The following is a 15,949-nucleotide window of genomic DNA, read 5'->3' on the forward strand; positions in this document are numbered from 1 at the left end:
TCTTCACGTGCCTCTCCGAAGGAGTCGACGCAGCGCGGATTCACTGCTCGCAGCGCTGACGTCCATTTCCCCGAGTTCAGTTGTGTCCGTGGGTGTCTGCGGAGGCCACGCCGTATCAGAGGTAGGCGCCGACTCCGCCAACACATAGTAAGTTCCACGTCTGACCCCGCGCCGCGCCAGCAGCCCCTCCTTCATCAGTGCTTGGAGTACCTCCCGTGCCTCACCTGAGGTAATCGGCACGATCTCTCGCAAATTGCTGTTTGTGACGCGACCAACCCTCCGGGCAATCCCGAGCGCTGTTTGGGCAACGTTTTCGAAATCCGGCGTCACGGTGCTGCTAGAAGAAATATTGGCAGCCTCGTCCTCGGACATCGTCATTCGTTCAATTGCGACGACGCCAGGGCTTACCATTGGCACGTCGTGATGCTTGCCGCTCGTTTCAGCTTCCGACAGGCTGCGGTGGCGGCCCCCGGGATCGCCAGATTCGCGCGAGATGGCCGCAGCTGCAGCGTCGAAGCAACCTTCGACGACCTCATGAAGCTCGTTGTCGCGCAGCGCGGCAAAAGAAATGAAGGGCGTCAGGCGGAGCAGTCTCTTCATGGCATCACGCATCAGGTGCATGCGTGATTCGGCTTCGCCGCGGTCGACACGGTCGAGGAACTCCAACGCAATTGTTCGTGCCAGCCTCTGATCGCTTGCGATTGTAGGGCGCTCAGTTATGTTCACGAGCTCGTCTTCGCCCAGAAGAGTGAGGTCAACTTGGGGACCCATTATCGCGGCTCTCCACCAAAGACGTCTGAAGGTATTGCGGTTGACATCACCGATGAACCTGCGCGCATCGGCGTCTTTGCCAAATCTCCAAATAGCTACATCGAGGAGCCAGCAGCAGGTCAGGTAACTCCAGACCTCTTCGTGTGAAGCCTCGTTGAGAGACATCGGAATACGCTCGTGCAGCAGACGGGCCAGTCGTCCCTCGAATACGGACAGGTTAGCAACGCGGCCTGGCATCCCGTACTGACAGGCGAGTTCTACAACTTCTTTGCGGAGATCGAAAAGTCGCTGGTCGTCAATCCGCGACCCCCCTACTGGGGTGAATGTGACTACCGGAGTTTGATCGGGCATCCGGCTGCTGATTTCGGGTAGGTCTTCGCCCAGATGGCTGTTCAGTAGCTCGAATGCTGTCTGCCTGTCGATGCGCGGCAGGACGATCACGCGACTACTCCAAACTTTGCTTGTAACTCAGCGAAAAACCGGGCTGAATCCTGAAGACTGCGCGACCGGAGGGCTGGGAGTTGGATGCCCGGCCAACACATCGAGATGAGTTCGAACAGCATGCGGCCTACAGTGCCGTCCTCGAAAGCTTCTGGTTCGTCCACGAAACGATCATTGCGCAACGCGCCGGCGATAAGCGATCTAGCAACATCAAATGTTACAAACGACCTTAGTAATGCGGCTCTAGGGTCTGAACTACCTGAACGCAGCAGCTCGGGCATAACTTCGTGGCCGCTATTGACGATAAGTCGCATACCGCCCAAGACCGGCGCTTCGAGTTCATCGGGGTCCCAGTCCAACGCCCAGGCCGCATTGTCTGGGTAATGAGGCAATTTCTTGAAATCGGCTGCCGTGATTGGGAACCGCGCAGCCCCACCTTCGAGCGAGATTTGCGTTTCCTCCTCCCACAAGATCGCACCGAAGCGACGCGGAGAGATCGGCGACGGGGCGCCACCAGGGTTTCGCAAAACCAATCGTGTCCGCAGGGTCAACCGCCCCCCAGACAAAGCGCCAGGCACACAAAGTGTTAAGGCAGTTCGCGCCAGTCCGCGCAGAAATCCCAGCTCGACCATCGGTCCGTCGCCCGTAGTACGAGTTCTGTTCGACGACCACGTCGTGGCAATGGCAAATGCTGCGTCATCTGGCAATGCGCACGAGCTGCGCACGCTGTCGAGGTCGACCTCCACGACCCGCACAAGTTGAAGATCCGTAAAAGGGTCCCAATGATCGACTCGATCACCAACTGCTACGCCGTCGGCAACACACCAAGGCTGGGCGACCATTGCCGAGTCTGGTGGCAACAAATATGGGGTGGCACCCGCAGTCTTCACATGGTCTCCACTGCGAGATCCACTCTCATCATTTCGTCTCTAAGCTGAATCTCGACCGCCCACTCCCCATCAACACCATCTGGGCCTACTGTCAATTCCCCGGCTGTATGGCGCGCCCCGGAAGGGTCGACCCAGCAATGAACGGTGGGTTTCACATATCCAACAGGAGGCTCTACTTCCACGAGTGCACCATCGTTGGTCATGACTTCCACCGCAGCGGTCAGTCGGACTCGATTTCCTTTGGTGCGCAATTCAAATGGGTAAGTGATGACCGGAGTGCCGTCCATAGAGATCGCGGGGCTCGGGTCACCCGCAGCCCTAGTCTGAGGCGGTGGGAGCGGCCGCACCCGCGCCTCGCGGTCCCGTGCAGTGTCGTTCCAAGATTTATCGGTGTTTGGTTCAGTGCTCCGCGATGTAGTTGCGTCGACCCAAGCGTCTTCGGTGGCCGTGTCGGTTACCCTTCGCCCCGGCGCACGGCGGCGGGTTGGGGTTCGGGTTTTGCTCTCACGCTTGGAAGCTTGCCTTCTTGCCCCGGGCCCCTCTTGGCCGGGCATAAGCGTCGCAAGAGCATCTGCGAATTCACCAAGCGGAATTGCGTCTGATTCTCGGAGTTGCTGTGCCGCAGCATCGTAGCCAGCTGCGAGCCGACAGTGGCGGTCGACACGTTCCAGCGCGATCTTGACGAACGATCTCCATTGCTTGTCCTGCACAGATCGATAAATCCAGTCGTCGTGCGTCGGAGGCTCGGCGGCTTTGAACATGTCGTCAACATCGAGCGCACACTTGAAAACGCCCGAATAACCCAACCTGCCACTCGCCGGCGTTGCACCCGCGAAGTAGTTCACGACCAGTTCGGGAGTTCGCATAAGCGCCACGTGGTGCACACCGGTCGCGGTTATTCGCGCCCCACGGGGAACCGGTCGGTCAGCCAGATCTGCAGGTGCCACTGGGCCTTTCTGGATAGTCAAGCGGCCTAGGCGTCGCACCGGCCGGAGGCTGCGAATTTCGCTGTCAATCGTCAGATCGTCGCCATCATCTGTGGGCTCCTGGCGATGGCGGTCCATGGCTTCAACAAATCCGCGCAACCGTTGATGTGTTCGCGGGTTGGGAATCCGGATCAAGTTGCCGTTGTCACGAAGTGAGAACTCCATAGTGCGCCTTGCGCCGCCCAGGGTGTCGATCATCCTGGGCCAGAAATTCCAAGCGATTGCCTCGGCGACGAAGTCCATCGTGGCGTCAGTGCCGTCATCCGTCTCGATGCGGATTGAGGGCGCGATGACAAGGACCGTAGTTCCTCTACCATCTGCGCCAGCCCTAGCAGGCAGGCCGAGCAAGTCGGCGACCTCGTCCGCCTCGTCGCCGGTAATCGGCTCTGGCGCACCGCTTATCATGCGGCCCCACCAGTGCCTTCCGGTGTAAGGAACACCATCGACGTCGAACGTGTCACCGAGAGCGCAACCCAGTAGCCTGCGTTCAAACTCGCCAGGCGATAGTTCGCACAGACTATCGATGATCACCGTCCTAGCCGTGCTCGCTATGTAAAAGGCGGCCTTTCCGTACCCAAAAGACCCGCCACCGAAATCCTTGTCGGGCGGCTGTCCAATATTGCGGACGAAATCAACGAAGTCCCGGGGCTCGCCCTGTCGGTCCGCACGGGTCGGTCCAGCGAGACCGTGCGTACCGAAATCAGCAACATATAAGGTGCACATCCCATCTCGAAGTTCCTCGGCAAGAGCGAGACCCGGGGGCGGGTCCACAAGCACATTGTCCCGCAATCGAGCGACCTTTTCACGGTCGAACGTCGCGCGCCCGATCTCGACACGGATGCCCTGCGAATCGGGCCGCTTTGCATCCCAACAGTTTTGAACGGCTTCACGGATCAGCACTTCCAACGGCTCTGTGTCCGGACGCCCGAGTTGATTTAGGATACCGATCGCGGCCAGGCCGCCGGTTGCGTTGTAGGGCTCTGAGTATCTTTGGAACCTAATCACAATGCGGTTCCTAGGGTTAGTGAGGCCAAAAGAGCTTGGTACTCGAGCGGCCCGAGCGAACTAGCAAGTACACTCGTCAGATCCACGACATAGCTGACATCGACGACGCCGCTCGGACGCTTACCCCCAACGAAGGAGTCAGGCACGATACGTGGCGTGCGATGATCCACCGGTAGGGTCACCCGCTCCCGAACCTCGAACGTCACGTTATCGGTTTCAGTTAGGTCTGCGGCTGCAATGCCATTCGCCATCAGGGCAGAAAAAAGCTTCTGAGCTGAAACTCCCGCTCCGAGAAGTTCATCAACGACGGCAGATACCCCTGTGCTCCCCCCGGGGACTTCCTCAAGACGTACTAGATGCAGGTGCAGGCTGCCCCCTTCAGGAGGCAGCATCTGGTCCTCGCCGTGGATCGTTATGCGGTACCCAGCGTGGGAACGCGTCGTCTTGACCTCGATAGCCGTTGGACCGCTTCTAATGTCATGGCGCTGGCCGAAAGGACCGACCCAGTAGCCGATATCAGTGTTGCCTTCGGTTTTGACCGCATCCCGAACAACGAGCAGCTCCCCTAGGGTTGCCGCCAACTTGTCGCGGCTCGGCGGACCGGTTGGGGGAATAAGGAACTCGCGCCAACCGTTGACAACGTGCTCGACCGCCAGCTCGGGTGCTTCGCCGCCTACCGATATTCGCTCAATCACCGCTGCCGCAAAATGATCGAAGACTTCCGAAAGCGCCGCGAATAAGCATGTGATGTCCAAGAACAGGCGACTTTCGCCGTCGACAAGCAGATTTCTAGTTGTGAGCGCGAGGGTCGTAACAGCCGGTGTGTTAACGATTTCCGCGTTCGTCGCGAGTAAGAGGTGCTGGCGCGACTGATCGTCGACGCCCACCAATACACCTTCCAAGGATTTTACAGGTAGGACCGCAAGTCCCGTCGCGCTGGGCGCGCCGTGGGTGGTGAGAGCGCTGAATGCTATTCTGACGTCGTCGATCACGACGACTCTTCTTCAGCCTCAACGGATTCATCGGAGTCGTCTGGGACCTCAACTTCGATATCGGGCATTGATGCGACGTCTGCCGTGACGTATTCGACATTGGCTCTACTGCTACTGCTTTCAGGGAACACAAGCCCTACACCGACGACATGCGTTGCCGCGTTTAAAGGTTCGCGCGTCTTTACGGAACCACGTACAGGACGGCTATCTTTCGACACCGGATATAGCAGGATAAGGCCAGAGCCGTCGCCATGGCCTCCACGATCCGGATTGTTCCGAAACCTTGATAGGTCAGCGGGTTTCGTATCCGCCTTCAGTGTCCCATCAGGAAGCCTGAGATCGATTACTCGATCGTGGCGACTCATGAGGGCCTTGATGTCAGCGTAAGTCGCACCGCCGATCTGCTGTAACCTTGCGCGGTTTATGCAACCCGTGTCTTTTCCATCGATGCCGAGATCGACGGTGCCAAGATAGTCGGATTCAGAACTGCGGCCCATAACCGCGACATTGAATCGCAGTAGTTCGCCTTCCTCACAACGATCTAAGATGTAGCGACTTATCAACGGGCTGTCGAGGTCTCGGCTATTCTCGTGGAAGTGATACGCAGACAAAAAGCTCACTACATTCTGTGAATCGATGCCCTCGAAGACGGTGATTCCAGGCCTCGGATGCCACCGCGGCACCGATGCCGCCGAAGATACGAGGTCGCGTGCTGCTCTGAGATTGTCGGCAAGCCACTCGTCGTCTTTGTGATTAAAGAGAATTGTCTGCAACCGACGTCCGGCGTACGAGGCTTGCGCCGTCTTTGCGTGCTGCATCTTGGCAGCAGACGTAATGGCGAGGGTGGGATGGGTTCGGATGCGTATCCCGAACTGCTCTGGGGTGAGATGCTCGACTTCCAACCTCTCTACGTCATAGCGAATTTCCTGTTCCACCGTCGCCAGATGATGGAACCAGCCCCGCATCTCGTCGGTCATCCAGATACGGGTCAGGTCGGCGTACCCATTGCGGTATCCGAACCAACGCCCCATTTGCAACAAGGTGTCGTAGGCAGAGGCGCTTCGAACGAAGAATGAGACGGCCAAGCCCTCCAGAGTCAATCCTCTCGAAAGTGTGTTACCCCCGACAGCGATGAGGACCCGCGGATTCGAGTCATCGAACGCGAGCCTCTCGGCGCTGCGGGAGTTATCAGTTATGACTTTGGCGTCATCCGCAGCCGCGGGTAGCGCTTCTACCAGCTCTGACCACCCCACGGCCTCAAGCCGAAAATCGGAAGCAGAAACCTTCGCGCATTCATCGGCCCATTGACGCTCGAGCGACTCCAAAAGCACAGTATCTCCACGGGATAACCGCGCCCGTAGTGACACAAGATAGTCTGAAATCGCCTGCGCGGTCCGTTCATGAACATCGATGTGTTGGGAGGTGTGGACCAAGGCTGTGGCATGGCGATTTCCCTTGCCGCGAAGGCGCCTAGCTGCGGTGCTCATCAGAAAGTACCGCAACGCCTCGTCAAGGCTGTCTGTAATGCGTGGTTCGAATTGGTGTCGCTTCGCGGCGCCTTTGGGTCGGAGATCGTCGAGCTCTTCTTCGGGCACGGAGCGGATGAAATCGTTTCCGTCGTCGCCGACATCCGTGTCGTCGAAGTCGAGCGTTTCTCGACCGAATATCGCCTCGGGCCCGATGTACGGAAGGGGACGAGGAAGGTCGACGATGAAGTCGCGCGGGTAGAGATCCTCGTAGTCAGTCGGATCGACCAAGACGTTCGCAAAGGGTGTGGCCGTGTATCCGACATAAGCCGATTTTGGAACCTTATTGACGATCTCGCGGATCAGCGCGTTGATCCGAGTCGGCTGCCGATCGGGCTTCGAAGTGTTGACTGTGGCCTGGTCAGCCTCATCATCGATGATCAAGACAGGGCATGCCGCCAGGACCTCCGGCCGAGCACCGAACAGCCAATTCTTGAGGGCGCGAAGCCGTGGGCCATTCTTCTTGACGACCGCGAGCACGCATTGCCGCTGAATAGACAGGAGCGCATCGACGTTTGCCGTTGGCCGAAAGTCTTCGTCGTCGGTTAAGCGGTGCCATAAGTTGCTATGAGGCTGCCAGAGCTGCTCATTGAGGCGATCTTGAGTCTGTTGACGTAAGGCGTCGTGAATTCCTGAAAGGATGATGAAAAGGCGGTAACCGGCGTCGGCAGCTTTTGCGATCACCGCAGTGAAGTTGGTGGTCTTGCCGCTCTGTACGTATCCGAGAACCAGTCCGCGACAATGATACTCGCCCTGGCCGGCGGGGTTGGGGAGATTTGCAACGACCTTTGTCGACGAGTTATTCAAATCGTTCAACATCGCGTCATCCCAGCCTTCAGCGCGCAGTATCTCGACGAGCGCCGACCAATTCCGGTCCTCCTCGCGCGGGCCTGGGTACCAAGTCTCGATATTGCCTGCAACAACTGACGTGGGGACCTGCGCATTTTTTACCAGGACACTGAGCTCGCGAATTCTCCGTGCAGCCTCGTTGATGCGCGCAATGTCACCGATCTGCGACAGCTCGGCAACCGCATCATCGAGCGTCAACGAAGGGCTATCGCGAATGATTCGTGCGAGCATCTTTACAAAAGGGTCCTCGGCGGCAAGCGAGTCCAAATCGGTTGCTTGCATCATCTCTGTCACCGCTCGCCCTCCACGACGCCTGAGCGCGCCAACATCGCGAGGCCCGGGAACACCTCAGCGAGAATCGTCAACAGGTCGGCGGCTCTATCCTGATCGATCTGAAGCACTTGGCTGGTCGTGCCGTCGGAGGCATACGTCTCGAGCTGAAGGAGCCCAGCCGTACCGGCTGATCGGTCATACGTCCAGCCACATTCCACCTTCGTTTTGAAGCTGATCGTTCGATCATTACGAAATCTAAAGCTGGTGATGAGCGCCACTCAAGCTCTCCATACCCACAGATCGTCGAACATGCCAGCTGGTGACTGCCTGCCGTGCCCGTTCATGGCTGACGCCCCAGCTCATGAGCAAGATACCGTTGGACTTCAACCAACGCGCCGCATTTCTAGAAGGAAGTTGCGGCGAGTTGCTGAACCGATCGACGGCGAGGGCCCGCGGCAGGCGCTACCACATCGGGATGGCTGATGTTTTCTCGGAACTTGAATCGGCGGATTCCGCGCCACAGCATTCCTTGATTCATCCATCGACAACTTTTGGTGCAGCATTCCGACTTTCGTCGTCGCATCGAGTCCCCGACTTGAACATGAAGCTGATTCAGGAACGACTCTTCGAGTCCTATCGAGCACTACCTAGTCAGCCCGCGGACCCGCTACCACACGACCGCCCTACGGCTTCGGCGGGAGCGCCGCCAGCCATCCGTCTGTGACCAGCTCGATGATCTGCCCGTCGGGGTCGCGGATGATGCCCATCATGTCGGACACCGCCTCCTCGACCACCGACCCCCCGAACTCCGGAACCTTCGCCAGGACTGCACCCAGATCCGAGACTGACAGCGAAATGTGTGTCAGCCCAACCTCATCCATGACGCGCGTCGGGCCGGCATGCACATCGCGCTTCGAATAATCGATGAGCTCAAGCACAAAACCGTCCTTCACCAGATACGTCGCCTTCACCCCGAGCGGCTCGGGAAGCTGCACCACCTGCGCCGTCATGTTGTCCGGCGGTTCGAGCTCCCACCAGTACTGGAATCCGAGCACTTCCTCGTAGAACCGTCGCGACCGCGCGGTATCCCGAACACACAGACCGACATGGTTGAAAACCGTTCGCTGCTCCGTCATCGCTCCTACTTCAGTTGCGGACCCAGAAGCTTAATAATGCAAAGATAGCTAGAATGCAGTCAACGCCCACCCCGCCCGACGTCAGCCCCGACGCCGTGGTCGACTTCGACCATCACTCCGATGAATTCAACGCGGAACAAGAAGCAGTCAACGCCGAGCTGAGACAACGCTGCCCCGTCGCCTGGAACACCAACTACGACGGCTTTTGGTATCTCAGCAGCTACGCCGCGGTCAGCCAGTCGGCCCGCGACGGCGACACCTTCGCCCACAAATACGAACCCAACGCCCCCGACGGCGTCGACTACCAAGGCGAGATGGGCATCCCCCGCCCCGACAACCAGCCGGCCCTGGGCATCGGCGAAATAGACGGCCCCTACCACCTCGCGCTGCGGCACGCGCTGGCGCCGTTCCTCTCCCCCGGCGCTGTCGACAGGCTCAGGCCATTCATGGAAGACACGGCGCATCACTTCCTCGACCAACAGGCCACCAAAGGACAGATGGACCTGGTGCTCGACTACGCCAGCCCCGTCCCGGCGATTCTCACCATGAAGCTGATGGGCCTGCCCTACGACAACTGGGCGCTGTACGCCACCCTGTTCCACAACGTCATGGCCGTCCCGCAGGACAGCGCCGAGTACGCCGACGCCATCGCCAAAGTCCCCGCCATGATGCACGAGGTGCTCGAGTACGCGGCCACCCGACGCGCCAAACCGACCGACGACCTGACCAGCTTCCTCATCCAATTCGAATTCGACGGCAAGCGCCTCGACGACGAGCAGCTGCTCAACATCCTGTGGAATCTCATCGCCGGCGGCGTCGACACCACCACCTCCCAAACCGCGCTCACGCTAAGGCATTTGGGCACTCACCCCGACCTGCGCCAGCAGCTCATCGACAGACCCGAGCTGTACCGCACCGCCACTGACGAATTCCTGCGCTATTTCTCGGTCAACCGGACGCTCAGCCGCACCGTCTCCAAAGACGTTGAGCTACAAGGCCAATGCCTACGCAAGAACGACCGCGTCATCATCAGCTGGCTGTCGGCCAACCACGACGAGAACGAATTCGCAAAGCCTGACGAAATCGTTCTCGACCGCTCCCCCAACCGCCACGTCGCGTTCGGCCTCGGACCGCACCGCTGCATCGGCTCGCACCTAGCCCGCGTCATGTCCGAGGTCATGGTCCGCGCGGTGCTCGACCGCATCCCCGACTACCAGGTCGACGAAGACGGCGTCCAGCAATACCTGGGCAACCCCGCCATGACCGGGCTGGGCACCCTGCCGATCACCTTCACCCCGGGACCAAGCCGGCAAACCCCGCGCCCGTGGTGAACGGTTAAACCCTTGCCTCACAACGGGATAAGCACGGCCTCCATGGGACCGGGCCCCAGCGCATGACGACCCGGCGGTAGCCGCACCGCCTGACCGGGACCCAAAGCCTGCCCGTTGTGCTCGACGGTGGCCGTACCCGCCACCACAACCAGCACTCCCCCGCCGGCGAGCGTGACCTCCAGCGGCCCTCCCTCAGCCGGGGCGGTCAGCCGATAGGCCGGCCACGGGTGCCCCGGGTTTTCCACCCGAATCCCGGGCCCGCCGGGCAGGACGTCCGATATGGGCCGATCACGGTGCAGTTCGACGCCCAGCATGCGGATCGGCGCGGCGTTGCCGGGGTTACCGACGACGCGATGGATCAGGGGGTGCGTGCGGTGCGGCTGCGCGATGAGCGTGCCGGTGGGCATGGATATCCAGCCGCCGCCCACCTTGCGGGCGAGCAGCCACCCCAGCTGGCGCAGCAGCGGCGTGGACCGCCCCGGGCGGGTGCCCGGCTTCTGATGTCCCGGCTCCTCGGAGCGGAACCGACCACCCGCGGTGACGACGTAGAGGGTGTCCCAGGTGTGGCGGTGAAACATGGTGGCGGCCCCGGGCGCGATGGTGGCCTCGTAAATCCGCACGTCCGCGTCGCCGAACTGCTCGACGTGATGCGGCTCGATGGTGACATCTACCCAATCAACCCCGAAATCACTGCCTTTGTCGACGATAGTCATTGTCTGTCAACCTTTTCCGAACCCAACGACCCGACCTGCGTGAGCCAGGCGACGGTGTCGGCAAGTTGGTCTTTCAGCGGCGTGTGGTTCAGCCCGAGTTCCTCGCGGGCCAACCGGTCGTCTACCCGCAAATCCCCCACCGCACGCCGATACTTGGCGACAGTCAATTCCGGCTCGCGACCGCTGAGCGCGGAGGTGGCCGTCGATGCCGCACACAGCAAGGCGACGACCAGTCGCGGGGTCACCCGCGTTGTCGGCGGTTTGCCCAGCAGCTCTTCGATGGTGTTGACGACGTCTTTGAAGGATGCGCGGACCCCGCCGAGGACGATGCGCCGCGCGGTGCCGCCGGCGGTCACCGCGGCCAGTTGTGCGTCCACCACATCGCGGACCCACGCCCAGGTCGCCGACCCGGGTGGCACCAGCCGCAGGTTGCCGCTGGCAATCGGAAGAATCAGTTGCCGCGACCAGTTGGACGCGTCGTAGGCACCAAGGATGTTGACGGGATTGAGAATCAGCGCATCGAGGCCGCGGCGTGCGCACGCATCCAGAATCAGTTCTTCGGCCGCCCGCTTGCTTTTGCCGTAGTTGTCCCCGCGCTGCAAGACATTCGACGGGGTGCGCTCGTCGATCACCACACCGGGCTGATACCCGAACGAGGAGATCGACGACGTGTAGATCAGCCGCCGCGCGCCCCGAGCGAGCACAGCGTCGACGAGCACCGCGGTGCCTCCGACGTTGTCGTGAAACTGGGCCCTCCTATTCCGGGACCACGTCGTTGTGTTGGCGGCCAGATGGAAGACCGCGTCGGTCTCGGGCAACAGTGTGTCGGTGACGGTGGACGCATCGGTGACGTCACCGAATCGCACGTCGACTTCGGGCGGCAGCACCTCGACCCGGTCGGTTGGCCGGCACAGTGCCGTGACGTGCCAGCCGTCCGCGACGAGGCGCTCGGTCAGATGACGGCCGACGAAACCGGCCGCTCCGGTGACATAGGCGGTGCGGGGCATGACGTCCTTGCTGGTATCGCTGATGGCCGCGGGTCCACCAGGCATCCGACCACGTTCCGAACGGCCACACCAGGGGCGGAAGTCCCCACCCCGCGCGGCCTGCTTGACCAGCGGACATCCGAGGTCCACTGTCGATACATGAACGAGCCCGTCACGACGCTGGCCGACCTCAAGAACGACCTGGCGGGCCGGCACAAATGGACGCCGAGCAGCGGCACACAAGTCGATCCCGCGATCGTCGACGCCGACATGGCGGCCCTCGATCGCGACGGCTACGTCATTTGGGAGAACCTGCTCAGCGCCGACGAGTGCCAGCAGATCCGCGACACCGTCACCCCCTGGCTGGGCCATACCGGACGCAACGCCTTCGAAGGCCGAAAAACCCAGCGCATCTACAGCGTGCTGAGCAGGACCCGCCAGTGCGACCGAATTGTCGAACATCCGCGCGTGCTGGCGGTACTCGATCGGCTGTTGATGCCCAACTACCTGCTTTCGGCGTTGCAGGCCATCAACATTCAGCCCGGCGAGACCGCGCAGCTGCCCCACCACGACGACGGGTTCTACCCGATCCCCCGACCGCGAGACCCGTTGGCCGCCGCGACAATCTGGGCGATCGACGACTTCACCGCCGACAACGGCGCCACCGTCGTCTTCCCCGGCAGCCACCGCTGGCCCAACCGCCCACCCGGTCCCGACGACAAGTCGATTCCCATCGTCATGCCGGCCGGCTCCTGCGTCTTCTTCGTCGGAACGCTCTGGCACGGTGGCGGCGCCAACACCACCGACCAGTCACGGCTTGCCGTCACCGCCCAGTACTGCCAACCATGGCTGCGGACCATGGAGGCCTTCGCACTGTCGGTGCCGCAGGACGTCGCGCGACGACTCTCGGCCGACATCCAACGCATGATCGGCTACAGCATCCACCCGCCGTTTGTCGGCGCGGTCGACGGCCTGCACCCGATCAGGCTGTTACAGCAGCCGTAACCCGTTGCGCCCGAACCGATTACGACGCCGTGGCGTATTCCAGCACCCGCTCCGACGAATCGACGTGACCGTTGCTGATGATCTTCAGTCGATCGGGTCGGACCTGGTAGACGACGCCGTCGACCGGATTGGTGACGTCGAATCCATCGTCGACGCGTTCGGCGTTGGACAGTTCGATGTTGGCTCGGTCGCTGATCCGTTCACCACGGTAATAGTAAGTACCACTGAGGTTTTGGCAGACCACTGCCAGCGACTTGCGGGTGCGCACCACGGCGGCGGGCGGATTCCCCGGATCACATCGCGCGGTCTCGCCGACGAACCCCAACCCGTCGGCGCCCCGCACGGGCCGTGACAGCGTCGGCGCCTTGGGCGTCGGGGTCGTCGACGGCGCGGCCGACGGCACAGGTGGCGCCGCCGTCACAGACTTGGGTGGCGAGCCGTTGTGGCTGCCACCGAACACCGATATCACCGCCAGGATCAATCCGGCGATCAACACCACCACTGCCGCCGCGGCGAGAATCAGCGGTGCATGGATGCGACCCGCGGGCGCAGACCATGACGCCCCGGTAGGTTCCGCCGAAGGCGGCGCATACGGGCTGAAACCGGTGTCATCCGCATTCGGATAGATCGCCGGGAACGGCCGGGTGCGGGGCAGCGGCGGCCCCGCAGCAACCGGCTCATGAGAAGGCGACACCACTTCTCTGGCCGCCCGGGCGAACTCCCCCGCGGATCCATACCGTTCGCTGGGCTGCTTTGCCATCGCGCCCGCGATGACGTCGTCGAGGCCACGGCCGATGCCCCGGCGCATGATGCTGGGTCGCGGCGCCGGCAAGAACAGGTGTGCGTCCCGCATCTCCCGGTCAGCCCCGTCATACGGCGGTTGACCGGTGAGGCACTCGTAGAGCACGCAGGCCAGCGAGTAGATATCCGCAGCAGGTCCAATCCGGCCGCCGCTGAACCGTTCTGGCGCCAGGTAAGCCAATGAGCCGGAAAGCGACGTGCCGAAGTCGAGCAGGTACGCGAAGTCGTCTCGCGTGAGCAGCACATTCTCCGGCGTCACATCGCCGTGCACCAGCCCCGCGGCGTGCGCCGCATCCAGTGCACGTGCCACCTGCCCGGCGATCGACGCCGCACGCGACGGTTCCAGCGCACCCTGCTCGTGCAGCAGATCGCGCAGGCTGCGGCCCTCGATCAACTCCATATCGACGAAGAGCACTCCGTCGATTTCGCCGACGTTATGCACCGGGATGACATGCGGCTCCGGTATTCGTGCCGCCGTTTGGGTTTCTCGCCAAAAGCGTTGCTGGAAGCCAGGACTCCGCGCGATCTTTGCACGCACCAGCTTGAGGGCAACCATCCGATCGTTAGCCGTGTCGTACGCCCCGAATACCTCGCCGGTGTCGTCCGCGCCGAGGAGCGATCGCAGCTCGTAAGGCCCGAACCGCGTACCCAGACGCGAACGGTAGAACAATGCGTATTCCTTCCGCCGACCCCGAAGATAGTCAGCCTCGCGGGTTCCCGCTATCGGCCTCGACATAACGTGCGGCGGCTCACGACGCCGACGGCTATAGAGTTGATCGGCACGCACAGTCAGAAGTGAGGCCTTCATGAGCGACATCGCGACCCGCCTGAAGGAAATCGTCGGCGGCCACAACCTTCTCGCAGGCGACGCCATCCCCGACGACTACTGGCACGACGAGGAGTTGAATCATCCGCCGCAGCGGCCCGCATACGTCGCCAAACCCGCCACCGCCGAAGAGGTGGCACAGCTGCTGAAAGCGGCCACCGAGCACCAGGTTGCGGTGACCGCCCGCGGATCCGGCACCGGCCTGTCGGGCGCGGCACTGCCACGCGAGGACGGGCTGGTCATCTCGTTTGAGCGGATGAATAAGGTCCTCGAAGTCGACACCACCAACCAGGTCGCCGTCGTCCAACCCGGCGTGACGCTCACCGAGCTGGACGAGGCCACCGCCGAAGCGGGCCTGCGCTACATGGTCCAGCCCGGCGAGCTGTCCTCCAGCGTCGGCGGCAACGTCGGCACCAACGCCGGCGGAATGCGCGCGGTCAAATACGGGATCGCCCGCCATAACGTGCTCGGGCTGCAAGCCGTGCTGCCGACCGGCGAGATCATCCGCACCGGCGGCAGGATCGCCAAGGTCTCCACCGGCTATGACCTGACCCAACTCATCGTCGGTTCCGAAGGCACTCTGGCCTTGGCCACCGAGGTGATCGTCAAGCTGCACCCGCGCCTGGAGCACAGCGCCACGGTGCTCGCGCCGTTCGCCGATTTCGATCAGGTCATGGAAGCGGTGCCGCAGGTCATCGCCAGCGGCTTGGGCCCCTACATCCTCGAATACATCGACAACCTGACGATGGCCGCTCTTGTCCATACCCAGAACCTCGAACTCGGTGTCCCGGACCAGATCCGTGACAGCTGTCAGGCGTATCTCGTTGTGGGACTTGAGAACCGGACCGCGGACCGATTGGACGAGGATATCGAGCGGGCCGGTGAGCTGCTTGCCGAGCTCGGAGCCGTGGATGCCTATGTGCTGGAAGGTGGTTCGGCGCGCAAGCTGATCGAGGCGCGGGAGAACGCGTTCTGGACGCTGAAGGCGATCGGCGCCGACGACCTGATCGACACCGTCGTACCGCGCGGGGCCATGCCGAAGTTCCTCGAGGCCGTGCGCGGCCTGGCGACGGCGGCCGGCGGCGGCGCGGCGGGCTGCGGCCACGCCGGTGACGGCAATGTGCACCTGGCGATCTTCTGTAAGGACCCCGACACCCGCAAGCGCCTGCTCACCGACATCTTCGCTCTCGCAATGGAATTGGGCGGCGCGATCTCGGGTGAACACGGGCTCGGCCGCGCCAAGGCTCCGTACTGGCGCGAGCTCGAAGACCCCGTCAAGGTCGACCTGCTGCACCGGATCAAGCAGTCTTTCGACCCGGCCGGCATCCTCAACCCCGATGTCATCTTTGCCGCAGAACGCCAGTGACATCGCATCACCGATTGCGAATTCATTCCCGAATCGCTATCACCGGCGTACT

13 protein-coding genes are annotated in these 15,949 nt (G+C 61.9%); 3 read left to right on the forward strand and 10 right to left on the reverse strand.

What is annotated here, in order from left to right:
* Positions 1-3: 3 nt before the first annotated feature.
* The 7 genes from AC5Y5O_RS04335 to AC5Y5O_RS04365 form a co-directional block, all read right to left on the reverse strand.
* Positions 4-1,212, reverse strand: a complete 1,209-nt coding sequence (locus AC5Y5O_RS04335; RefSeq protein WP_500023920.1) for a DUF6339 family protein — start codon at positions 1,210-1,212, stop codon at positions 4-6.
* A complete protein-coding gene (locus AC5Y5O_RS04340) occupies positions 1,209-2,102 on the reverse strand; it encodes a hypothetical protein (protein WP_500023922.1) in 894 nt (297 codons plus the stop codon). The genes AC5Y5O_RS04335 and AC5Y5O_RS04340 overlap by 4 nt, the downstream gene beginning before the upstream one ends.
* Entirely contained in the window at positions 2,099-3,994 is a 1,896-nt protein-coding gene (locus AC5Y5O_RS04345; RefSeq protein WP_500023924.1) for a hypothetical protein, read from the reverse strand. Before AC5Y5O_RS04345 ends, AC5Y5O_RS04340 begins: the two co-directional genes overlap by 4 nt.
* Positions 3,995-4,089: 95 nt before the next feature.
* On the reverse strand, positions 4,090-5,085 hold the full coding sequence (locus AC5Y5O_RS04350; RefSeq protein WP_500023926.1) for a PD-(D/E)XK motif protein: 996 nt from the start codon (positions 5,083-5,085) through the stop codon (positions 4,090-4,092).
* Positions 5,082-7,745: a Z1 domain-containing protein gene (locus AC5Y5O_RS04355; RefSeq protein WP_500024122.1), complete on the reverse strand. Its 2,664-nt coding sequence runs from the start codon at positions 7,743-7,745 to the stop codon at positions 5,082-5,084. The genes AC5Y5O_RS04350 and AC5Y5O_RS04355 overlap by 4 nt, the downstream gene beginning before the upstream one ends.
* Before the next feature lie 5 nt (positions 7,746-7,750).
* Positions 7,751-8,011, reverse strand: coding sequence for a hypothetical protein (locus AC5Y5O_RS04360; RefSeq protein ID WP_500023928.1), 261 nt, complete (start codon positions 8,009-8,011; stop codon positions 7,751-7,753).
* 405 nt (positions 8,012-8,416) lie between these two features.
* A complete protein-coding gene (locus AC5Y5O_RS04365; RefSeq protein ID WP_500023930.1) occupies positions 8,417-8,869 on the reverse strand; it encodes a VOC family protein in 453 nt (150 codons plus the stop codon).
* A 53-nt stretch (positions 8,870-8,922) separates the two neighbouring features.
* Here AC5Y5O_RS04365 and AC5Y5O_RS04370 point away from each other — a divergent pair, with 53 nt between their 5' ends.
* Positions 8,923-10,200 carry a cytochrome P450 gene (locus AC5Y5O_RS04370; RefSeq protein ID WP_500023932.1) on the forward strand — a complete coding sequence of 426 codons (1,278 nt, stop codon included), beginning with the start codon at positions 8,923-8,925 and terminating at the stop codon, positions 10,198-10,200.
* A 17-nt stretch (positions 10,201-10,217) separates the two neighbouring features.
* Here the strand turns inward: AC5Y5O_RS04370 and AC5Y5O_RS04375 are convergent, their stop codons facing one another.
* Positions 10,218-10,913, reverse strand: coding sequence for a cupin domain-containing protein (locus AC5Y5O_RS04375; RefSeq protein ID WP_500023934.1), 696 nt, complete (start codon positions 10,911-10,913; stop codon positions 10,218-10,220).
* Positions 10,910-11,965 carry an NAD-dependent epimerase/dehydratase family protein gene (locus tag AC5Y5O_RS04380; RefSeq protein ID WP_500023936.1) on the reverse strand — a complete coding sequence of 352 codons (1,056 nt, stop codon included), beginning with the start codon at positions 11,963-11,965 and terminating at the stop codon, positions 10,910-10,912. Before AC5Y5O_RS04380 ends, AC5Y5O_RS04375 begins: the two co-directional genes overlap by 4 nt.
* A 93-nt stretch (positions 11,966-12,058) precedes the next feature.
* On the opposite strand from AC5Y5O_RS04380, the gene AC5Y5O_RS04385 reads away from it, so the two are divergent.
* Entirely contained in the window at positions 12,059-12,904 is an 846-nt protein-coding gene (locus AC5Y5O_RS04385; protein ID WP_500023938.1) for a phytanoyl-CoA dioxygenase family protein, read from the forward strand.
* Between the two features lie 19 nt (positions 12,905-12,923).
* Here the strand turns inward: AC5Y5O_RS04385 and AC5Y5O_RS04390 are convergent, their stop codons facing one another.
* Positions 12,924-14,375, reverse strand: coding sequence for a serine/threonine-protein kinase (locus AC5Y5O_RS04390; protein WP_500023940.1), 1,452 nt, complete (start codon positions 14,373-14,375; stop codon positions 12,924-12,926).
* Between the two features lie 136 nt (positions 14,376-14,511).
* Here AC5Y5O_RS04390 and AC5Y5O_RS04395 point away from each other — a divergent pair, with 136 nt between their 5' ends.
* On the forward strand, positions 14,512-15,897 hold the full coding sequence (locus tag AC5Y5O_RS04395) for an FAD-binding oxidoreductase (RefSeq protein WP_500023942.1): 1,386 nt from the start codon (positions 14,512-14,514) through the stop codon (positions 15,895-15,897).
* Positions 15,898-15,949: the final 52 nt, after the last annotated feature.

It is taken from the genome of Mycobacterium sp. NGS40 (assembly GCF_059812735.1).

Bases quoted from the DNA above. Each gene is read 5' to 3' on its own strand.
- AC5Y5O_RS04355 (WP_500024122.1), bottom strand. From the start codon at position 7,745: ATGATGCAAGCAACCGATTTGGACTCGCTTGCCGCCGAGGACCCTTTT.
- AC5Y5O_RS04365 (WP_500023930.1), bottom strand. From the start codon at position 8,869: ATGACGGAGCAGCGAACGGTTTTCAACCATGTCGGTCTGTGTGTTCGG.
- AC5Y5O_RS04370 (WP_500023932.1), top strand. From the start codon at position 8,923: ATGCAGTCAACGCCCACCCCGCCCGACGTCAGCCCCGACGCCGTGGTC.
- AC5Y5O_RS04375 (WP_500023934.1), bottom strand. From the start codon at position 10,913: ATGACTATCGTCGACAAAGGCAGTGATTTCGGGGTTGATTGGGTAGAT.
- AC5Y5O_RS04380 (WP_500023936.1), bottom strand. From the start codon at position 11,965: ATGCCTGGTGGACCCGCGGCCATCAGCGATACCAGCAAGGACGTCATG.
- AC5Y5O_RS04385 (WP_500023938.1), top strand. From the start codon at position 12,059: ATGAACGAGCCCGTCACGACGCTGGCCGACCTCAAGAACGACCTGGCG.
- AC5Y5O_RS04395 (WP_500023942.1), top strand. From the start codon at position 14,512: ATGAGCGACATCGCGACCCGCCTGAAGGAAATCGTCGGCGGCCACAAC.